Genomic DNA, 20,401 nt, shown 5'->3' with positions numbered 1-20,401 from the left:
TCACAACCTACCGGGCGGCACCGACAACGCCGCCCGCCCGGTTCCGGCCTCAGACGTCGGCGGAGTCCCCCGGCGCCAGCCGCAGGTGCTCCGAGCCGCCCAGGGCGCCGATCTGGCGGTCGTAGATCGGGCGGGCGAGGTCGGTGAGCAGGGCGTCGTGGATGTCGTAGGCGCGCTGCGGCTTGACCTCACGGACGTAGTCGATGACCTCGGCGATCTTGTTCCAGGGGGCCATCACCGGGAGCATCAGCGTCTCGACCGGCCGGTCGGGGACGGTGAGGGCGTCGCCCGGGTGGAAGACCCGGCCGCCGTCGATCAGATAGCCGACGTTGGTGATGCGCGGGATGTCCGGGTGGATGACCGCGTGCAGTTCGCCGTGGACCTGGACGTCGAAGCCCGCCGCGGTGAAGGTGTCGCCGTGGCCGACGGTGTGCACGCGGCCCGGGAAGGCGGCCGTGAGCTGCTCGGCGACCGACCTCAGGGTCCAGATCTCGGCGGCCGAGTCGGCCTCCAGAGCCGCCCGCAGCCGCCCCTCGTCGAAGTGGTCCGGGTGCTCGTGCGTGACCAGGATCGCGTCCGCGCCGACCGCGGCGTCCCGCTCGCTGAACCCTCCGGGGTCGAGGACGAGCGTCCGCCCGTCCTTCTCCAGCCGGACACAGGAATGCGACTTCTTCGTGAGCTTCATGACTCCCATCCTCTCCCCCGCCGCACTCGGTCGCTCTCCGTCGCTCTTCGTCGCTCACTCCGCGAGCGTGGTCTCCTCGCGGATGACCTGCTGGGCCACCCGGAAGGCGCTGTTCGCCGCGGGCATCCCGCAGTACACGGCCGCCTGGAGCAGCACTTCCTTGATCTCGTCCGGGGTCAGCCCGTTGCGCAGCGCGGCCCGGGTGTGGACGGCGAGTTCCTCCAGGTGGCCGCCCACGACCAGCGCGGTGAGGGTGACACAGCTGCGCGAGCGCCGGTCGAGACCCGGCCGGCTCCAGATCTCGCCCCACGCGTACCGGGTGAGGAACTCCTGGAACTCCCCGGAGAAGTCGTCGGCCTCGGTGAGCTCCCGGTCGACGTGCGCGTCGCCGAGCACCTCCCGGCGGATCTTGAGCCCCGCGTCGTACTGGTCCGGCCACCCCGGGGGCTGCGGCGGTACGACGGCGGGGGCGATCTCGGCGATGGGCCCGGCCTGCGGAGCGACGAGCGGCGCCGCGGCCAGGACCGGCTTCGCCGGGGCCGTCACGATGGCCATCTGGCCGGTGGACGAGTCGAAGCCGGGCTGCCAGGCGGTGGAGAAGTGCCGGACCAGCAGCTCGGTGACGGCGGCGGGCTGCTCGACCGGCACGAGGTGGGAGGCGCCGGGGACGACCGCGAGCCGGGCGTCCGGGATGCCGGCGACCAGGGTGCGGGCCTCGGCCGGACCGGTGACCTGGTCCTCCGAGCCGACCAGCACGAGGGTCGGCACACCGACACGGGCCAGCTCGCCCCGTACGTCGAACCCGGCCAGCGCCTCACAGGCGGCGATGTAGCAGCCGGGGTCGGTGGTGCGCACCATCTGCACGGCCCACTCGGTGATCGCGGGCTGCGCGGACGCGAATCCGTCGGTGAACCAGCGGTCCGGCGCGGTCCGGGCGATCGGGTCGAGCCCGTTCGTGCGCACTATCACCCCGCGCTGCCGGAACTCGTCCGCTGACCCGAACCGCGGGGAGGTGGCGACCAGCGCGAGCGAGGCGACCCGCTCGGGCCGGCGCAGGGCCAGCTCGATGCCGAGCGCTCCGCCGAACGCACAGCCCGCGTAGCCGAACCGCTGCACACCGAGCCCGTCGAGCGTGACGAGCAGCCTGGCGGCCAGCTCGGTCACCGAGCCGGCCGGGTACGCGAGGGCGCCGCCGTGCCCCGGCAGATCGAACCGGAAGACCCGCCACTGCTTGGTCAGTTCCGGGATCTGCCGGTCCCACATGTGCCATGTCGTCCCGAGCGAGGGGCCGAGAATGAGGACCGGGGCGTCTTCCGGGCCGTCGAAGCGGTATTGCAGGGTATTCGTCGGTGTCTCACTCACGCCCTGCACGCTCTCACATCTCACGATCTCTCACCCGCCGGGGTCCGAATGCGTGCAAGCCGTCCCATGTCGCGGGGGCCGCGTGAAGATTCTCCACGTCCGCTTCACGGAGCGTTTCTCATCGGGTGCGGCGGCGTGGCGTGCGCCTCAGAGGTCGCCCGGTGTCCCCAGCCCGGTCAGCGCGCCCACCGGGTCCAGGTCCGGGGTGCCCCGGGGCCACCAGTCGTCCCGACCCGGTTCGGATTCGTAGGCGTACCACAAGCCGTCGCGGCCCAGGCGGAGTTGGACATGGCCGTGGGGGTGGGTGAGGTGGTTGCGCCAGGGGCGGAACGCCGGGAGGTCGGCGGCCAGGAGCAGGGGCCGGGCGCGGTCGAAGCGGCCCGCCGGGGGGTCCCAGGGCTCCTCCAGGGCGGCGAGCCCGTCGAGGCCGCCCTGCCGCCAGGCGGCGACCGCGCGCGCCAGCTCGGCCGGGGTGCGGCCGGCGGCGGAGGCGAGTGAGGAGTAGAGGGCGCGGGTGCCCGCGGTCAGACCGGAACCGGGGCGGGCCGCCGCGAGACGCACCGCGTCCTGCCACAGCGTCAGCTCGCCGACCGGGTCACGTCCGGTGCCGAGCAGCGCGTGCGCGCGGGCGGCGGCGTCCGTCGCCAGCTGGTCCAGGGCGAAGGGGTCGGGGCCGCCCGGGGACGCCGGATACACCGGGGGCTGCTCCGGGTGCGGGGGCACCAGCAACGGGGGTGGGAGAGGCGGGAGTTCGCGCGGGGTCAGGGCGTCGGCCGCGCGTACGCCGGGCAGGGGCGCGGGTCCCTGTTCCTGCGCGGCTCGGGCCGCCCGGGCGGCGTTGCGGCGGGACAGCGCGTCCAGGAGCTCTCGCTCGCCGCGGCCGCGCAGCAGAAGCAGCACGAAGGGGTCGGCGTCGAGCAGGCGTGCCGATTGGTAGCAGAGCGCGGCGGCGTGCTTGCAGGGGTGGCCCGAGTCGGGGCAGCTGCAGTGCGGTTCCAGATCGCCGGGGCCGGGCAGGAGCGGGACTCCGCAGTCGGCGAGGGACTGCGGCAGCTCCTTGTCGAGCAGGGCGGCGATATGGCCGGGCCGGTCGGCGGCCGCGTCCAGGAACCGCTCCCAGTCGGCCTCGGCGAGCGTACGCAGCCGCACCTGTACGCGGTACGGCCGCGGGCGGCTGCCCTGCACATAGGCGAGGAGGAGGCCGGGCGTCACGGTGATGGCGTCGACGTGTCCCTGCGCCGCGTACCCGCGTCCGCGCGCCAGCCGCTTCACGTCCAGCGCGCCCCGCTCCAGCGCGTCCACCCAGGCGTTGCCCCACCAGGTCTCGGCGAACCCGGCGCCCTCCGGCGACGTGCGGGGAGGGAAGGCGGGGAAGGTCCGGCGGAGTTCGCCGTCGCGGTGGGGGGTGGCCATCGTCCGGGGGACGGGCGGGGGCATGGGGGTGGTGGTGGGGGGCGAGGTCGGTCTGTCGGGGCGCGAGTCGTCGTCGGCGGCCGACCGGGCGGCCCCGGTGGAGGGCTCCGGGTCGGCCGCCGACGGCATCCGGAACCCGTTCGCGAGCAACTGTCGTACGTCTCGCGCCACCCGCGCACGGTCGACGTGGCCGGTCCCACCGCTTCGGGGCGGGGAGGATGCTCGGCGTGGCGCATCGGGTGCCGGTGCCTCGGCCTGCGCCGCGGTCTGTGCCGCCTCCTTGCGTGCGGCGCGCAGCGCCTCCCGGGCTACGTCACCGGGGCGCCCGGGGTGAGCGGTGGGCCGGTCGCCGCCGGCTTCTTCCGCGTCGGCGTACGCGGTGCCGTCGCCGTCATCGGCGTCCGTCCCCCAGTCCCGCCGGGCGGAGATCGCCTGCCGAAGCGCCGAGCGCGCGACGTCGCCGGGCCGCGTCTCGTCGGCGACGGCAGGCGCTTGCCGCGAACCGGCCGTGCCCTCGGTCTCGGCTCCCGTCGGCTGCGCCCCGCTCACGGGCGCGGTCGAGTTCTCAGGTGTCTCTGCCGTATCCGCGGTGGTGCCCTCCCGGAGCGCGCTCGCCCGGTCCCGGGCCTCTCGCAGTGCCCGGCGTGCCTCGTCACCGGGACGCGGCTGCCCGCTCGCCGACGTCACGACGACCTCCGCAGCGACACCAGGTCGGACAGCTCCCGGTCCGTCAGTTCCGTGAGGGCGGACTCGCCGGAGCCGAGGATCGCGTCGGCCAGGGCGCGCTTGGACTCCAGCATCTGGGCGATGCGGTCCTCGACGGTGCCCTCGGTGACGAGCCGGTGGACCTGGACCGGCTGGGTCTGGCCGATGCGGTAGGCGCGGTCGGTGGCCTGCTCCTCGACGGCCGGGTTCCACCAGCGGTCGAAGTGGATGACATGGCCCGCGCGGGTGAGGTTCAGTCCGGTGCCCGCGGCCTTCAGGGACAGGATGAGCACCGGGATCCGCCCGCTCTGGAAGCGGTCCACCATGTGTTCGCGCTCCGGGACCGGCGTGCCGCCGTGCAGGAGGTCGACGGGGACGGCGCGGGCGGAGAGATGGGAGGCGATGAGGCGGGCCATCCCGACGTACTGGGTGAACACGAGCGCCGAGCCGTCCTCGGCGAGCAGGGTGTCCAACAGCTCGTCGAGCAGGGCGAGTTTGCCCGAGCGGGCGGACAGGCCGTCGCCGTGCGCCTCCTCCTTCAGATACAGCGCGGGGTGGTCGCAGATCTGCTTGAGCGCGCCGAGCAGTTTCAGCACCAGGCCCCGGCGGGCCATGCCCTCCGCGGTCTCGATGGCCAGCAGCGACTCGCGCACCACCGCCTCGTACAGCGCGGCCTGTTCGCGGGTGAGAGGGACCGGGTGATCGGTCTCCGTCTTGGGCGGCAGCTCCGGGACGATGCCCGGGTCGGACTTCTTGCGGCGCAACAGGAAGGGGCGCACCAGGCGGGCGAGACGGGTGACCGCCTCTTCGTCCTCGCCGTTCTCCACGGCGCGCGCGTGCCGGGCGCGGAAGGATTTCAGGGGGCCGAGGAGTCCGGGGGTCGTCCAGTCGAGCAGCGCCCACAGTTCGGAGAGGTTGTTCTCCACCGGGGTGCCGGTGAGGGCCACCCGCGCGGGGGACGGGATCGTGCGCAGCGCCTTGGCCGTCGCCGAGTACGGGTTCTTGACGTGCTGTGCCTCGTCCGCGACCACCATGCCCCAGGGCTGCCCGGCCAGTTGAGCGGCGGTCGACCGCATCGTCCCGTACGTCGTGAGGACGAAGCCGCCGTCCAGGCCGTCCAGGGTGCGGTCCGGGCCGTGGAAGCGGCGCACGGGGACGCCGGGGGCGAAGCGGGCGATCTCCCGCTGCCAGTTGCCGAGCAGGGACGCCGGGCAGACCACCAGCGTCGGCTCGGTGCGGGCCCGCTTCAGATGCAGGGCGATGACCGTGATCGTCTTGCCGAGGCCCATGTCGTCGGCGAGGCAGCCGCCCAGGCCGAGGGAGGTCATGAGGTCGAGCCAGGCCAGACCCCTGAGCTGGTAGTCGCGCAGGGTGGCGCGCAGAGCGGTGGGCGGTTCGGCGGGCCGGAGTCCGGCCGTCAGGCGGTCGCGCAGGTCGGCCAGCGCGCCGACCGGCACCGCCGGCACGGTCTCGCCGTCGACCTCCGCGCTGCCGGTGAGCGCCACGGAGAGCGCGTCGACCGGGTCGAGCAGGCCCAGTTCGCGCTTGCGGGCCTTGCGGACGAGGGCCGGGTCGACGAGCACCCAGCGGTCCCGGAGCCGGACGACCGGGCGGTGGGCCTCGGCGAGCTCGTCCATCTCCGCCTCGGTGAGCGGGTCGCCGCCGAGGGCCAGCTGCCAGCGGAACTGGAGCAGTTCCTCGCTCTCGAAGAAGCCGGTGCCGTCGGTCGCCGAGCCGGGTGCGGCCCGTACCACCGCGGCCGCGCTCAGGTCGTGTGCCAGGTCCCTGGGCCAGTGCACAGCGACCCCGGCCGCGGCGAGCCGGGTGGCCGCCACGCCCAGCAGTTCGCCGAGCTCGTCCTCGGACAGGGCCAGTACGTCGGGCACGTCCTGCTCGGCGAGCCGGTCCAGCGGTGCCCACACGCGGGCGGCGCGGCGCACGGCCAGGGCCGCGTCCACGCGCGCGCGTGGCCCGAACGCCGCGTCGGCCTCCCCCGCCCACAGGGCCGCCGCGTCGGTCACGAGGGTGGGGTCGGCGAGGCTGTGCACCTGGACGATCGCCGCACCCGCGCCGCGCGCCCCGTCGCCGCCGGGCGTGGCGTCGAACAGGTGGTACGCGGAGAGGTCCAGGCGGAGCGAGATCCGCACGCCCGCGTCCATCCCGGCGGCGACCTCCGCGGCCCACTCGTGGGCATGGGGCAGATGCTGGGGGTCGCGGGCGGCGAAGGGCCTGCCGGAGGTGTACGGCGCGGCCGGGGTGCGGGGCAGGGTGTCCGCGACCGCGTCGAGGAAGGAGCGCAGCAGCGCTTCCGGCTCGGGCAGCCGCAGCGGGCCGGGGCCGGGCAGGGGCACGGCGTGTCCCTCGGCGGGCAGGGCCGCCGCCACCGCGCGCAGATGGGCGATGTCGTCGGGCTCCAGGGGGCCGGCGCGCCAGGCGTCGTGCCCGGTCGGGGTCAGGCCGGGGAGCAGCCGGCCGCGGGCGGCGAGGCGCAGCGCGTGCAGGGCGGCCGCGCCCCAGCAGGCCGTGGCCGGGTGGGCGGCGGGGTCGCGGCGGGCCCGCACGAGCACCGGGAGGGCCTCGTCGAGCGGCAGGGACAGCGCGGGCACCTTCCTGCGGCGCACGCCCGCTCCGTGCCGTCGTACGACGGTCAGTTCCTCGCCGTCGGCGGCGGGCACCTCCGCGTCGGCGGCCAGTGCTTCCCCGTCGGGGTCCCAGAAGGCGACGCGGCCCTCGCGGGGCAGGGGGGCGGGCAGATAGACGGCCGCGAGACGCACCGGGACCGGCTCCCGCGGTGTCCCGGTGCCCCGCGCGCTCCCTGCCACCGCGGCCGTGCCGCTCATACGTCCTGCCACCTCCCGCCCCTGTGTCGGATCAGACGTCTTCGACTGTACGGGCGGGGTCTGACAATCGGCTCCGGCGGCCGTCGGAGTCCACCCGTCAAGGCACCGTGCGCGAGACGACGTACACCATCGGGAAGTTCGGATCGGCCAGGTTCACGATCACGTCCTGGGTCGGCGCCGGGTTCTTCTGCTTGTGGGAGATGCCCCACCACGGGCCGGGTCCGGTGAAGTTCCAGCCGGTGATCTTCTGGTCGCGGGCGCCGATGGCGATGTCGTCCTTCTTCAGGTCGTTCCGGTCGACGCGCATGCCCTGCAGGAAGCTGTCCAGTCCGGCGCTGTTGGTGCGGAACTGGACGTAGAGACGGCTGGTCTTCCAGTTGTTCGTCTCGTAGTAGGCGATCTCGTCGGCGGGGTGCGGGACCGGCACCTGGTAGAGCCGGCGCTGCACCTTCGAGGGCCAGCCCGCGGTGAGGCCGGTCGCCGAGTACCTCTGTTCCTTGTCCTTGCCGCTGTTGCGGCTCTGGTTGGCGGAGATCACCAGGTAGCCCGCCGGGACCCCGATGAGCAGCACGATGATCAGCAGGGTGAGGGCCCGGCGGCGGGCCTTGTGGCGCGGGTCCTCGGGCGGGCGGTGCGGTTCGTCCGGCGGCGTGGCCTGGCGGGGCAGGGAGGCGGTCATGCCGTGTCCTGGGTACGGCGGGCCGCCGCGTACCGCTCGTAGCGTTCGTAGCGCTCCACCCTGCGCCGCTTGGCGCGCCGGAAGCGGCGGGCGACCAGGCGGGCGAGGTCGGCGGCGCCGACCATGCCGGCCTCGGGGCCGAGCTGGGCACGGGTGATGCGGGCCTCGGGGCGGTAGCCGCGGCCGGTGAGGTGGCGCTTGAAGGCGTCCCGCGCGGGGCCGATCAGCAGGTCGTCGGCCGCGCTGACGCCGCCGCCGATGACGAAGCAGGACGGGTCGAGGGCGGCCGCGAGGTTGGCGATGCCGACGCCGAGCCACTGGCCGATGTCCTGGAGCAGCTCGATGCACATGGCGTCGCCCTCGCGGGCCAGCTCGGTGATCATCGGGCCGGTGATGTCGGCGATGTTGCCCTTGACGTGCTCGATGATCCCGTAGGCCACCGGCGAGTCGGCGGCGGCCAGCTCCTTGGCCTCGCGGACCAGGGCGTTGCCGGAGCTGTACTGCTCCCAGCAGCCGCGGTTGCCGCACGGGCAGCGGTGGCCGCCGGGCACGACCTGCATATGGCCGAATTCACCCGCGACGCCGTACTTGCCGCGCTTGACCTGGCCGTCCTCCAGGATCGCGCCGCCGATGCCGGTGCCGAGCGTGATCATGACGAGGTGGTCCTCGCCGCGCCCCGCACCGAACCGCCACTCCGCCCAGGCGGCCGCGTTGGCGTCGTTGTCCACGAGGACGGGCACCGACAGGCGCCCGGAGAGGCGGTCGCGCAGCGGTTCGTTGCGCCATGACAGGTGGGGCGCGAAGAGCACGCGGTTGCGGTCGGCGTCGACCCAGCCGGCCGCGCCGATGCCGACGGCGTGCACGTCGTGCCGGTCGGAGAGGTCCAGGACCAGTTCGACGATGGTGTCCTCGACGACCCTGGGACTCTTCGACTTGTCCGGGGTCTCGGCGCGGACCTTCTCCAGGATGTTGCCGTCGGCGTCCACTACGCCCGCCATGACCTTGGTGCCGCCGATGTCGATCCCCACGGTGGGGACCCGGGGTGCGGTCAGGTGAGAGCGGCGTTCCCGGGTGCCCACGGTGCGCAGCACCGGGGCCCGGCGGGAGCCGATGGGGGCGGTGAGGTCGCGGTAGGTGCTCATCGGGGCCGATTCTGCCTCACCGTCGCCCCGAGTGCCGTACGGGGGAGCGACGGCCCGCGAGGCCGTATGCGTCTTATTGTCCGGACATTGCGACGAATGCCGTCATCGGCCGGGCGGGCGTCAGGACCGTACGAGCAGCTGGAACTCGAAGGAGTAGCGCGAGGGGCGGTAGGTGTGGTCGCCGAACTCGACCGCGCGGCCGGTGTCGTCGAAGGTGGTGCGCTGCATGGTGAGCAGCGGGGCGCCCTCCTCCTCGGCGAGCCGCTCGGCCTCGGGGGCCGTGGCGCCGCGGGCGCCGATGGACTGCCGGGCGCTGTGCAGGGTGATGCCGGCGGAGCGCATCAGCCGGTACAGGCCGGTGGCCTCCAGCTGCGCGGTGTCCAGGTCGAGCAGCCCGGGCGGCAGATGGTTGATCAGGTACGCCATCGGCTCGCCGTGCGCCAGCCGCAGCCGCTCGATGCGGTGCACGTCGCTGCCCTCGGCGACGCCGAGCGCGGCGGCGACCTCGGCGGAGGCCGGGACGACGGTGTTGACCAGGACCTTGGTCGCGGGGCGCTGACCGGCCGCCTCCAGGTCGTCGTAGAGGCTGCTGAGCTCCAGCGGTCGCTTGACCTGGCTGTGCACGACCTGTGTGCCGACGCCGCGACGGCGTACGAGGAGGCCCTTGTCGACGAGGGACTGGATGGCCTGGCGGACCGTGGGCCGGGACAGGCCGAGCCGTGCGGCGAGCTCGATCTCGTTGCCCAGGAGGCTGCCGGGAGTGAGGTCTCCGTGCTCGATCGCGGCCTCCAGCTGCTGGGACAGCTGGAAGTACAGGGGCACCGGCGAGCTCCGGTCCACGGTGAGGGCGAGCGACACGGTCGGGTCCACTTCTGGTTTCGGCACGGGCCGAGCGTAGCTCTGTGAATGGTTGACGGGAAGTTGTGTAGTTTGATTGTCCGGACATACGCATTGACAGCGTGCCGGGTCGCCCCTCACTTTGTTTCCATGCGCATCGGGGTCATCGGCACGGGCCGCATCGGAGCCATTCATGCGAACACGCTCAGCCGCCATCGCGATGTCGGATCGCTGATCCTCACGGACCGGGATCCGGCGCGGGCCCAGGCCCTGGCGCACCGTCTGGGAGAGACGGCCGCGCCGGGTGTGGACGAGATCTTCAAGTGGGGCGTGGACGCGGTGGTGATCACCACGGCGACCTCGGCGCACGCCGAACTGATCGGTCGGGCAGCACGTTCCGGCCTCCCGGTCTTCTGCGAGAAGCCCATCGCCCTCGACCTGCCGGGCACGCTGCAGGCGCTCGGCGAGGTCGACGCGGCCGGGACGGTTCTGCAGATGGGCTTCCAGCGGCGCTTCGACGCGGGCTACATGGGCGCGCGGGAGGCGGTGCGCGCGGGGCGGCTCGGGCGGCTGCACACGGTCCGGGCGATGACCTGCGACCAGTCCCCTCCCCCGGTCGAGTGGCTGCCGCTGTCCGGCGGGCTGTTCCGGGACACCCTGATCCACGACTTCGACGTGGTGCGCTGGGTGACGGGGCGCGAGATCGTCGACGTCTACGCGACCGGGTCGGACGCCGGGCCCGCGATGTTCCGCGAGGCGGGGGACGTCGACACGGGCGCGGCCGTCCTCACCCTGGACGACGGCACCCTGGTCACGGCGACGGCGACCCGGCTGAACGGGGCGGGCTACGACGTCCGGATGGAGCTCGCCGGCGAACGGGACACGGTCGTGGTGGGCCTGGACGACCGTACGCCGGTCGCCTCGATCGAGCCGACCGGGCCGCCCGCCGCGGACAAGCCGTGGACGGGGTTCCTGGAGCGCTTCGGCCCCGCCTACGAGGCCGAACTGTGCGCCTTCGTGGACGTACTGCACGGCGCTCGGGCCAACCCCTGCGACGGACGGGAGGCCCTACAGGCCCTGCGGGTCGCCGAGGCCTGCGAGCGGTCCCGCCGGGAGCACAGACCCGTGCGCCTGATGGAGATCCCCGGCGACGCCGCGTCCGCGCTCGGATGAGACCCATACGCCGACAACAGCCGCCGGGCCGAGACCGCTACCAGCGCACCGGCAGACTCCGCACCCCGCGCATCAGCATCCCCGGCAACCAGTCACCGGGCGGCCCGTCCAAGGTCAGCGCCGGGGCACGGTCCAGGAGCGAACGGACGGCCGTGCGCGCCTCCAGGCGGGCCAGGGGTGCGCCCAGGCAGTAGTGGATGCCGTGGCCGAAGGCGAGGTGGCCGCGCTCGGATGAGGCCGGTACGCGGACAACGGCCGCCCCGCCGGGCCGAGACCGCTACCAGCGCACCGGCAGACTCCGCACCCCGCGCATCAGCATCCCCGGCAACCAGTCGCCGGGCGGCCCGTCCAAGGTCAGCGCCGGGGCACGGTCCAGGAGCGAACGGACGGCCGTGCGCGCCTCCAGGCGGGCCAGGGGTGCGCCCAGGCAGTAGTGGATGCCGTGGCCGAAGGCGAGGTGGCCGCGGTTGTCGCGGCGGATGTCGAAGCGGTCGGGGTCGGGGCAGCGGGCCGGGTCCCGGTCGGCGGCGCTGAGACCGATCAGCACGGTGTCGCCGTGGGCGATGGGCGTCCCGGCGATCTCCAGGGGCTCCGCGGCGAATCGGTACGTCGCGTTCTCCACCGGTCCCTCGTACCGCAGTGTCTCCTCGATCGCGCCGTCGAGGAGCGTCATGTCGGCGCGCAGGGCGGCGAGTTGGCCGGGGTGCTCCAGCAGGGCGAGGACGGTGTTGGCGATCAGGTTGACCGTGGTCTCGTGGCCCGCGATCAGCAGGACGAAGGCCATGCCGCGCAGCTCCCGGGGGGAGAGCCGGTCGCCGTCCTCGGCGGTGGTGCGGATCAGGTCGCCGAGCAGATCGCCGCTCGGTCCGGCACACCGTTTGTCGTCGATCAGCTCGGTCAGGTACTCGGCGAGCCGGACGAAGGCGTCGTACTCGCTCTGTGCGCTGGTCGGCGCCACCACCTCCGTGGACAGTTTCCGGAACTGTGTGCGGTCCATCTCGGGGACGCCGAGCAGCTCGCAGATGACGGTGATCGGCAGCGGATAGGCGAGGGCGTCCACCAGGTCGGCACGGCCGTGCGGCAGCATCTCGTCCAGCAGCCGGTCGGTGATCTCCTGGATCCTCGGCCGCAGTTCCTCCACCCGGCGCATGGTGAACGCGCGCGTGATGAGCCCGCGCAGCCGCGTGTGCTGCGGCGGGTCGGCGACCAGCAGATACTTGCCGATCAGCTCCTCGTCGAGGAAGGTCACCCCGATCCTGCTGCCGTCCTTGGACAGCCGGGGGTCGGCGAGGGCCGCACGCGCCTCCTCGTACCCCACGATGAGCCAGGTCTCGTGGTACTGGTCGGGTGCCGGGAGCCGGACGCGGTGCACGGGACCCCGCTCCCGCAGGCGCGCGTAGACCGGATGCGGGTCCCTGCGGAACCCGTCCCCGAAGTCACCCAGGTCGATCACTTGGCCCATGGTCTCCCCCATCTCGGACAACCCCCGAAGTCCTCCGGGCGGGTCCCGGTGCACTGACAACGCGCGACCGGCCCGACCAGTGCCCGACGTGCTCGCCTAGTGTCCGGCGTGCTCGCCCGCGTGCCCCTCGTTTCCTTCCTCCCCCTCTTCCAGCAGCCCCGCGTCGTAGGCCAACAGGGCGATCTGCACGCGGTTGTTGAGGCCGAGTTTGGCCAGGATGCGGGACACGTGGGTCTTGACGGTGGCGACGCTCATGAAGAGGCCGGCGGCGATCTGGGCGTTGGCGAGCCCGCGGCCGACCGCGACGGCGACCTCCCGTTCGCGCTCGTTCAGGCCGGCGAGCCGTTCCCGCGCGCGGGAGCGCCGGGTGTCGGCCGGGGTGCCGGCCGCGTGCTCCATCAACTGGCGGGTGACGGTGGGCGACAGGACGGGATCACCGGCCGCGACCCTCCGCACCGCCTCGACGATCTCGGCGGGCGGGGTGTCCTTCAGGACGAATCCGGCCGCACCCGCGCGCAGGGCGCGCAGCACCTGCTCGTCGGCATGGAAGGTGGTGAGGACGACGACCTGAGGGGCGTCCTCGCGGCCGCGCAGCCGCTCGGTGGCCGTGAGCCCGTCCACCGACGGCATACGGATGTCCATCAGGACGACGTCCGGCCGGGTGCGGTCGACGACCGCCTCGACCTCACTGCCGTCCGCGGCCTCCCCGACGATCTCGATGTCGTCGGCCCCGCCCAGCATGAAGGACAGGCCCGCCCGCACCAGGGGATCGTCGTCGACGAGGAGCAGTCTGATCGCAGTCATGGGCCATACGTAATCACGGTTGTAGGACGGCGAATCACGCTTATAAGAGGGCTGATCACGGTTGCAGGACGGCGCATCACGCCCCGCGGTGTCACGCCCCGCCCCACGGTAGTCGGCCCCGCACCTCGAAGCCGCCGTCCGCCGTGGGCCCGTGCTCCAGCCGGCCCCCGGCCAGCGTCGCGCGCTCGGTCAGGCCGATGAGGCCCTGGCCGGAGCCGGGGACCGGGCGGGGCACGGACGCGGGGGCGGGGTTGTGGACCGAGACGGCCAGACCGTCGCCGGGGGCGCCCGTGACGGTGACCGTGACCTCGGCGCCGGGGGCGTGCTTGCGGGCGTTGGTCAGTGCCTCCTGGGCGATGCGGTACGCGGTGCGGCCCACGGAGGCGGGGACACCGGCGGGGTCGGTGACGCGGTTGTCGAGGCTGACCTTCATGCCGGCCTCGCGGGACTCGGCGACCAGGGCGTCCAGCGCGGCGAGCGTCGGCTGGGGGCGGCCGGTGTCGTCGGAGTCGCCCGCCCGCAGCACGCCGATGATCTCCCGCAGGTCCTGCAGGGCCTCGTGCGCGCTCTCCCGGATCACACCGGCGGCCCTGGCGATCTCCTCGCGGGGCGCGTCCGGCCGGAACTCCAGGGCTCCCGCGTGCACGCTCAGCAGGGTGAGCCGGTGGGCGAGCACATCGTGCATCTCCCGGGCGATGGCCTCACGCGCGAGGCGCTGTGCCTGCTCGGCGCGCAGCCGCGCCTCCGTCTCGGCGCGCCGGGCGCGGTCGCGCAGGCTCAGCATGAGCTGCCGCTTGGAGCGGACGAACAGGCCCCAGCTGATGACCGAGACGGTCATCAGCGTGGTGAGCGTGACGACGGCCGCGTACGGCAGGTCGGGGTCGGGGCGCAGCCAGTAGTAGCCCGGCATCAGGGCGAGGCCGATCCCGCCGACCCAGGCCACGTACCGCAAGGGGCGGTGCACGGCGAGCGTGAACAGGGTGACCAGAGCGGCGCCGCCCGAGGCGTTCGAGAGGAAGCCGACGGGGATCATGGCGACGGCGAGCCCGAACGGCCACCGGCGGCGCAGCCAGACCGCGGCACAGGCGAGCACGCCGAGCAGCTGGTCCACGACGGCCAGCGCATGCGGGGTGTGGGGGTCGTGCTGCAGGGTGTCCGCGGCGGCCAGGCCGAGGGCGACGGCCAGCAGGAAGCAGGAGAAGTCGACGACCCAGTCGCGCGCGGTGCGCCGCGGCGGCCGCCCCAAGGCCCCGGCGTCCGGGTCGAGTTCGTGCACCACGGCGGACGGGAACAGCCATCGGCGTCCCGCGAACTCCTGCGGCGCCTGCGCCTGCTCGTCACCCCTCACGGTCGACAAATCTACGCAGCGCGAGTCCGCGCGGTCTCCCCTCGCGCCGGATCGCCGACCAAAGTCGCGACGCCATGGACTTTCGGTGATCCGCCGCGGCGCGAGGACCGTCCTCCGGCGGGACGGGACTCGCCCCGCGGCCGATGCGTGGGGGGAGACCGCGGGGCGAGAGTCGTGCCATGAAGAAGCTGCTGGAGCTGATCGGATTCCTCGCCCTGGCGCAGGGCGTGCTGGGCCTGGTGCACGAGTTCACCCACTGGCACGTGGGTCTCGTGCAGCGGCTCGGCTTCCTCGACGGCTACGAGGTGTACGCGAGCGCCGCCCTGGTGGTGCTGGGGTGCGCGCTGTTCGCCGCCGCGGAGAGCCGGAGGCCGGACTGAGCGCCGGCCCGGCCTCCGGCTGGTCGCACCGTTCTCCTGGAACCGGCTACCGGCTACCGGCTACCGGCTCAGCAGCCGAAGTCGATCAGGTCGAACGTGGCGTAGTGGTCCGCGGTGTAGTAGTCCTCCTGGTACTCCTCACCGGTGACGATGCGCCGCGCACCGCGGGTGGAGGAGCCGGGGGTCTTCACCGTGTACTCGTGGTAGTAGCCGGTCGTCTGCTTGGGCAGGACGCCTTCGCGGTTCTGGAAGACCACCCCGTCCTGCGAGTACGGGAACGGGCCACCCTGGTCGATGAGCCGCAGGGTGGTGTACGCCTGCGAGGGCAGGTCGCCGTAGCAGATGCTGCCGACGGACGAGGCAGCCGCGTCCGCCGTGGTGGCGGAGACCGTACCGCCGACGAGGAGGGCGGACAGGACGGCGCCCGCGGCGCCGATGCGAGTGATTCGTGGGGGGAATCTCATGGGCCCATGATGACGCGCGTAGACACTGGCATGTCAATGACAAAGTTGAAGATTTTCCCTTCAAGTCAGATGAGTTTTCAGGGAGTTAACCTGCGGCCCGCGGTCCCCACGCAGCCCCCACAGGTGCGCTAGGCGTTGTCCGGGAGCTCGTACGAGCCGTAGTCGGGGCGACCCGCGAAGTCGTACGTCTGGATGGAGACGCCCGCCGCGGTGACCCGCCCGCCTGCGTGCCGGAACTTGGTGGGCCGGGCGCCCTCCTCGAAGAAGCGGCGGCCGGCACCGAGGACGACCGGGAAGGTCAGCAGGTGGAGCGAGTCGACGAGGTCGAGGGCCAGCAGGGAGCGGACCAGGGCTCCGCTGCCGTGGACCTGGAGCTCGCCGTCCGTCCGTTCCTTGAGGGCGGTGACCTCCTTGGCGAGGTCACCGCCGATGACGGTGGTGCCGGACCAGTCGGGCGCGGTCAGGGTCGAGGAGACGACGTACTTGGGGAGTGCGTTGAGCCTGGACGCGATCGGGTCGGCGGGGTCGGTCATCTTCGGCCAGTACGAGGCGAAGATGTCGTACGTACGGCGCCCGAGCAGAAAGGCGCCGACGCGGTCGAAGACCTCGGTGACGAACCGGCCGAAGTCGTCGTCGCCGTACGGAAAGCTCCAGCCGCCCTGCTCGAAGCCGCCGCTGGTGTCTTCCTGGGGGCCGCCCGGCGCCTGGTAGACGCCGTCGAGGGTGACGAACATGGTGGAGACGAGCTTGCCCATGTCGGGTGCCTTCTTCCTGGCGTGGGGTCTGTTGCCATCAGTGCAGACCCCGGGCGCACCCGCAACTCATCGGTCCGCCCGCCCGGGGGCGGGATCAGCCGCCCAGTTCCTGGTGGCGGGCGGCCAGGGCGGCGGTTCCTTCCTCCGTCAGGGAGCCGAACAGGCGCAGGCGGGAGATGCCGCCGTCGGGGAAGATGTCCACGCGCGCGTGCGTGCCGACGGCGGGGTCCGGCAGGACGAACCGGTGGTCGGTGTCGGGCTGGAGTCGGGTGCGCGGGAGGATCTCGCGCCAGTCTCCGCTCTCGCCGTCGCGCACGGACACCGACGCCCAGCCGGCGCTGTTGCCCTTCAGGTAGGCCGTGTCGATCTCGATCGCGCGGATCAGGGACTGGGCGGCGAGCCGGTAGCTGATCCAGTCGTTGCCCCGGTCGCGGCGGCGGCGCGTCTCCCAGCCGTCGTCCATCTTGCGTGAGCGGCCGGGCTGGATGGTGTTCGTCGCCGGGGAGTAGAAGAGGTCGGAGGCGTCCTCGACCCGGCCGCCGTGCTCCAGGGCGACCACGTCGAAGGTGCCGAGCGCCTCCAGCCACCCGGGATCGGGCACGACCTCGCCGTACACGCGCAGGCGCGCGATGCCTCCGTCGGGGTGCTGGTTGACGCGCAGATGCGTGAAGCGCTGTTCGACCGAGACGGCGAAGCCGTTCGCCGCGTGGCCGCCGACGGGCGTGCGGGGGACGAGGGTCGTCCACTTCACGTCGTCGCCGAGCAGTTCCGCCGGGGACGGGGCGCCCGGTACGGACGTGCCCTCGACCGACACCGCCTGCGGGTAGTTGCCGCGGAAGTGGGCCGTGTCGACGACGACGCCCCGTACGACACCGGGCGCGCCGAGGCGGATCAGCGCCCAGTCGTGGTCCTCCGCGGTGGGCCAGGGGTGCTCCGCGGAGGCCCCGCGGCGGCGGCGCGTCTCCCAGCCGTCCATGATCTTGCCCTTGTGCCCGAAGTGCTCGGGGTCGAACTCGGCCCGCTCGGGCACCAGCAGGTTCTCCCGCTGGGCGAAGAACTCGTCGTTGGCGGCGATGACCCCGGCGCCGAGCTGCCGGTCGGCGAGGTTGGCGTGGTGGGTGAAGGGGAAGTCGGCGGTGCGGTAGTCCGCGTACGGGTCACCGCCTCCGTAGGGGTTCGCGTCGCCGGTGAAGCCGGCCGGATCGGATGGACGCTGTGCCGTCACGGTGATCAGGTGTTCCTCTCGGGAGTGGGCCGCCGCGGATGCGGGGGATCAGGGGGTACGGGTCAGCAGTCGGCCCTTCGGCTCGGTGAACCCGCCGTCCGCGACGATGCGTTCGCCGCGCAGCCAGGTGGACTTCACGACCCCGTACAGGGTCTTGCCCGCGTACGCCGTCACGCGGTTGCGGTGCTGGAGGGCCGCCGGGTCGACCGTGAACGTCTCGTCGGGGGCGAGGACGGCGAAGTCCGCGTCGCGGCCGGCCTCGATGGCGCCCTTCTCGGCCAGGCCCACCAGGGCCGCCGTACGCGTCGACATCCAGCGGACGACGTCCTCCAGGCCGTGGCCGCGCCGGCGTGCCTCGGTCCACACGGCGGCCAGGCTGAGCTGGAGGCCGGAGATGCCTCCCCAGGCGGTGGCGAAGTCGTCGGTCTTGAGGTCGGCCGTCGACGGCGAGTGGTCGGTGACCACGCAGTCGATGGTGCCGTCCGCCAGCGCCTGCCAGAGCAGGTCCTGGTTGGCCGCCTCGCGGATGGGCGGGCAGCACTTGAACTCGCTGGCGCCGTCCGGGACTTCCTCGGCGGTCAGGGTCAGATAGTGCGGGCAGGTCTCCACCGTGACGCGGACGCCCTCGGCCCGGGCGGCGGCGATGAGGGGCAGTGCGTCGCCGGAGGACAGGTGCAGCACGTGCACGCGCGCGTGGAGGCGCTTCGCCTGGGCCAGCAGGCTCGCGACGGCGGTGTCCTCAGCGTCGCGCGGGCGGGAGGCGAGGAAGTCGGCATACCTGGGGCCGCCGTGCTGCGGGGCCGCGTCCAGGTGGTGCGGGTCCTCGGCGTGCACGATCAGCAGGCCGTCGAAACCGGCGATCTCGGCCAGCGACCGGGCCAGTTGCTCCTGGTCGAGGTGCGGGAACTCGTCCACGCCGGACGGCGACAGGAACGCCTTGAAGCCGAAGACGCCGGCGTCGTGCAGCGGGCGCAGGTCCTTGACGTTGTCGGGCAGGGCGCCGCCCCAGAAGCCGACGTCGACATGGGCCTTGTCGGCGGCCACCCGCCGCTTGGTACGCAGGTGGTCGACCGTCGTGGTCGGCGGGAGGGAGTTGAGGGGCATGTCGACGAGGGTGGTGATGCCGCCGGCCGCCGCGGCGCGGGTGGCGGTCCAGAAGCCCTCCCACTCGGTGCGGCCGGGGTCGTTGACGTGCACGTGGGTGTCGACCAGGCCGGGCAGCAGGACGTCGTCGCCGAGGTCCTCCAGACGGGCCGCGGACGGCACGTCGGCGTCGTACGGCAGTACGGCCGTGATCTTCCCGGCGGAGACCGTGACCGAGGCGGCCCGCGTCCCTTCCGGGGTGATGACGCGTGTCGAGCGCAGCACCAGTTCAGCGTCGGACACCCGGACCCCTCTCTTTGCCGCCGTCTCGCTTCCCGGAAACGGGATGTACTGCCACGTAAGGGAATTCAACGTTCTGTTGAAGGAGTCTTCACTCCCGCTCCTGTGCCGTCAAGAGGCACACTTCTACCCAGTACGCCCGGCGCCGCCGCTCTGGACGTTTCCACCAAGCGGAATTAGAATTCCAGCAAGCAGAACGTAGCTACGTACGAGCAGGTGAGTCAACCGACTGCCGGGTAGGCTTCTGCCCTTCCTGCCAGTCCCGAAAGGAACGCGCCGTGCCGACGTCCAGCGCCAGCACCAACGACTCCGCCAAGTCCGCCGGTGGCGGGGTCCAGTCCCTGGAGCGCGCCTTCGATCTGCTGGAGCGGATGGCCGACGCGGGCGGCGAGGTCGGTCTGAGCGAGCTGTCCGCGAGCAGCGGGCTGCCGTTGCCCACGATCCATCGGCTGATGCGCACGCTGGTCGTCTGCGGCTATGTACGTCAGCAGCCCAACCGGCGGTACGCCCTCGGCCCGCGCCTGATCCGCCTGGGCGAGTCGGCGTCCCGGCTGCTCGGCACGTGGGCCCGGCCCTATCTCGCGCGGCTCGTCGAGGAGACCGGGGAGACCGCGAACATGGCGCTGCTGGACGGCGACGAGGTCGTCTATGTCGCCCAGGTGCCGTCGAAGCACTCGATGCGCATGTTCACCGAGGTCGGCCGACGGGTTCTGCCGCACTCCACGGGCGTCGGCAAGGCGCTGCTCGCCCATGTCCCCGACCACGAGGTGCGCGCCCTCCTGTCCCGCACCGGCATGCCTGCCGCGACGGAGAAGACGATCACCACGCCGGACGCGTTCCTGACCGCCCTGGAGGAGGTGCGCCGCCTCGGGTACGCCGTGGACGACAACGAGCAGGAGATCGGCGTCCGCTGCCTCGCGGTGCCGGTGCCGGACTCCCCCACGGCCGCCGCCATCTCCATCTCCGGCCCGGCCGGCCGCGTCACGGAATCGGCAACGGACAAGATCGTGCCGGTACTCCAGCAGATCGCGACGGAGCTGTCCCAGACCTTGGCAGGCTGAGCCCTCCGGGGGTTCGGCAGCCTTCAGGGGGAACGTCCGGTTCCTCGCTTCCCGGTGACGCGGACGAGCGAAGCGACCGGCGTCGACGAGATCGTGAACCCGAGCCCCCGACCTCCCGTCCGGGCCGGGCCCCGGCGCCAGCCGGTCTCCCCGGGGTCGGCGGCACGACCGACGACGGTTCCCGTTCTCGGTTCCTGGCCCGGCAGCCGGCGCGCCCGGTCGCCTGCCGACGTCGACGGAGCCACCCGCAGAAGGAGGACTCCGTGAGCGTTCTCCACAGGCGCCCGGGGCCGTAATCACCGCGCCCTGGTCGCCGAGTCGAGCGACCAGTCGCACGCGCCCCCCTTCAAAGGCGTGGCGAGCTCCGCGCCCGACTCGGGGGCGCCGCCGCTGAGGATGTTCTCGGCGCGGCTCCCGAACAGGTCCACCGACAGCCCCGCGCCGGCGCACCGAGCGAACCGATCGCGCCCGCGATCAGGATCAGCGAACGGGGCAGATGAGATACCCCGGGAATGCCGCCCGAGGCCGCGTCCCCAGCCCTGCCGCCGGCGCCAGGGACGACGCACACCCCTCAGCGGCGCGGCGGCTCCCCGAACAAGTCCACCGCCTCCCGGACCTCCGACAACCCCCTCGCCCAGTGCACCACCCGAACCCGACCGCGCCGGGGCCGGCGGCTCGCCCTC

18 protein-coding genes and 1 pseudogene are annotated in these 20,401 nt (G+C 73.1%); 3 read left to right on the top strand and 16 right to left on the bottom strand.

What is annotated here, in order from left to right; all coding sequences use genetic code 11:
* Window positions 1-49: 49 nt before the first annotated feature.
* From AB0I54_RS05720 to AB0I54_RS05690, 7 genes are all read right to left on the bottom strand, one after another.
* Window positions 50-685, bottom strand: coding sequence for an MBL fold metallo-hydrolase (locus AB0I54_RS05720; RefSeq protein WP_363294620.1), 636 nt, complete (start codon window positions 683-685; stop codon window positions 50-52).
* Between the two features lie 54 nt (window positions 686-739).
* On the bottom strand, window positions 740-2,047 hold the full coding sequence (gene pcaC / locus AB0I54_RS05715) for a 4-carboxymuconolactone decarboxylase (protein ID WP_363294619.1): 1,308 nt from the start codon (window positions 2,045-2,047) through the stop codon (window positions 740-742).
* A 147-nt stretch (window positions 2,048-2,194) separates the two neighbouring features.
* Complete coding sequence (locus AB0I54_RS05710) at window positions 2,195-4,147, bottom strand: SWIM zinc finger family protein (protein WP_363294618.1); 1,953 nt, start codon at window positions 4,145-4,147, stop codon at window positions 2,195-2,197.
* Entirely contained in the window at window positions 4,144-7,005 is a 2,862-nt protein-coding gene (locus tag AB0I54_RS05705; RefSeq protein ID WP_363294617.1) for a DEAD/DEAH box helicase, read from the bottom strand. Before AB0I54_RS05705 ends, AB0I54_RS05710 begins: the two co-directional genes overlap by 4 nt.
* Before the next feature lie 97 nt (window positions 7,006-7,102).
* Window positions 7,103-7,684: a sugar kinase gene (locus AB0I54_RS05700; RefSeq protein ID WP_363294616.1), complete on the bottom strand. Its 582-nt coding sequence runs from the start codon at window positions 7,682-7,684 to the stop codon at window positions 7,103-7,105.
* Window positions 7,681-8,826 (bottom strand): ROK family glucokinase, encoded by a 1,146-nt coding sequence (locus AB0I54_RS05695; RefSeq protein ID WP_363294615.1) that lies wholly within the window; start codon window positions 8,824-8,826, stop codon window positions 7,681-7,683. Before AB0I54_RS05695 ends, AB0I54_RS05700 begins: the two co-directional genes overlap by 4 nt.
* 120 nt (window positions 8,827-8,946) lie before the next feature.
* Window positions 8,947-9,684, bottom strand: coding sequence for a GntR family transcriptional regulator (locus AB0I54_RS05690; protein WP_363294982.1), 738 nt, complete (start codon window positions 9,682-9,684; stop codon window positions 8,947-8,949).
* Window positions 9,685-9,732: 48 nt separating this feature from the next.
* Between AB0I54_RS05690 and AB0I54_RS05685 the strand changes: the two genes are divergently transcribed.
* Window positions 9,733-10,836, top strand: coding sequence for a Gfo/Idh/MocA family oxidoreductase (locus tag AB0I54_RS05685; protein WP_363294614.1), 1,104 nt, complete (start codon window positions 9,733-9,735; stop codon window positions 10,834-10,836).
* A 37-nt stretch (window positions 10,837-10,873) separates the two neighbouring features.
* On the opposite strand, the pseudogene AB0I54_RS05680 reads toward AB0I54_RS05685, so the two are convergent.
* The 4 genes and pseudogenes from AB0I54_RS05680 to AB0I54_RS05665 all read right to left on the bottom strand — a co-directional run.
* Window positions 10,874-11,062, bottom strand: a pseudogene (locus AB0I54_RS05680) (cytochrome P450); the annotation flags it as partial.
* Window positions 11,063-11,113: 51 nt separating this feature from the next.
* Window positions 11,114-12,298 (bottom strand): cytochrome P450, encoded by a 1,185-nt coding sequence (locus tag AB0I54_RS05675; protein ID WP_363294613.1) that lies wholly within the window; start codon window positions 12,296-12,298, stop codon window positions 11,114-11,116.
* A 96-nt stretch (window positions 12,299-12,394) separates the two neighbouring features.
* Window positions 12,395-13,102 carry a response regulator transcription factor gene (locus AB0I54_RS05670; protein ID WP_363294612.1) on the bottom strand — a complete coding sequence of 236 codons (708 nt, stop codon included), beginning with the start codon at window positions 13,100-13,102 and terminating at the stop codon, window positions 12,395-12,397.
* 91 nt (window positions 13,103-13,193) lie between these two features.
* Complete coding sequence (locus AB0I54_RS05665; RefSeq protein WP_363294611.1) at window positions 13,194-14,459, bottom strand: histidine kinase; 1,266 nt, start codon at window positions 14,457-14,459, stop codon at window positions 13,194-13,196.
* A gap of 170 nt (window positions 14,460-14,629) precedes the next feature.
* On the opposite strand from AB0I54_RS05665, the gene AB0I54_RS05660 reads away from it, so the two are divergent.
* Window positions 14,630-14,830, top strand: coding sequence for a hypothetical protein (locus tag AB0I54_RS05660; protein ID WP_363294610.1), 201 nt, complete (start codon window positions 14,630-14,632; stop codon window positions 14,828-14,830).
* 68 nt (window positions 14,831-14,898) lie between these two features.
* Here the strand turns inward: AB0I54_RS05660 and AB0I54_RS05655 are convergent, their stop codons facing one another.
* The 4 genes from AB0I54_RS05655 to allB all read right to left on the bottom strand — a co-directional run bounded on the left by AB0I54_RS05655 (window position 14,899) and on the right by allB (window position 18,660).
* Window positions 14,899-15,294: a ribonuclease domain-containing protein gene (locus tag AB0I54_RS05655; RefSeq protein ID WP_363294609.1), complete on the bottom strand. Its 396-nt coding sequence runs from the start codon at window positions 15,292-15,294 to the stop codon at window positions 14,899-14,901.
* Window positions 15,295-15,422: 128 nt separating this feature from the next.
* Complete coding sequence (locus tag AB0I54_RS05650) at window positions 15,423-16,049, bottom strand: dihydrofolate reductase family protein (RefSeq protein ID WP_363294608.1); 627 nt, start codon at window positions 16,047-16,049, stop codon at window positions 15,423-15,425.
* 94 nt (window positions 16,050-16,143) lie between these two features.
* Window positions 16,144-17,274, bottom strand: coding sequence for an allantoicase (gene alc, locus AB0I54_RS05645; protein WP_363294607.1), 1,131 nt, complete (start codon window positions 17,272-17,274; stop codon window positions 16,144-16,146).
* 48 nt (window positions 17,275-17,322) lie between these two features.
* Entirely contained in the window at window positions 17,323-18,660 is a 1,338-nt protein-coding gene (gene allB, locus AB0I54_RS05640) for an allantoinase AllB (RefSeq protein WP_363294606.1), read from the bottom strand.
* A gap of 275 nt (window positions 18,661-18,935) precedes the next feature.
* Between allB and AB0I54_RS05635 the strand changes: the two genes are divergently transcribed.
* Window positions 18,936-19,718: an IclR family transcriptional regulator gene (locus AB0I54_RS05635; RefSeq protein ID WP_363294605.1), complete on the top strand. Its 783-nt coding sequence runs from the start codon at window positions 18,936-18,938 to the stop codon at window positions 19,716-19,718.
* A 296-nt stretch (window positions 19,719-20,014) separates the two neighbouring features.
* Here AB0I54_RS05635 and AB0I54_RS05630 read toward each other — a convergent pair whose 3' ends face one another.
* A complete protein-coding gene (locus AB0I54_RS05630) occupies window positions 20,015-20,146 on the bottom strand; it encodes a hypothetical protein (protein WP_363294604.1) in 132 nt (43 codons plus the stop codon).
* Window positions 20,147-20,401 lie beyond the last annotated feature (255 nt).

The sequence above is a fragment of the Streptomyces sp. NPDC050625 genome, from assembly GCF_040654755.1.
Lineage (GTDB): Bacteria > Actinomycetota > Actinomycetes > Streptomycetales > Streptomycetaceae > Streptomyces.
The sequence above is the reverse complement of the archived record's forward strand: the minus strand, read 5'-3'. Positions and strand labels throughout refer to the sequence as shown.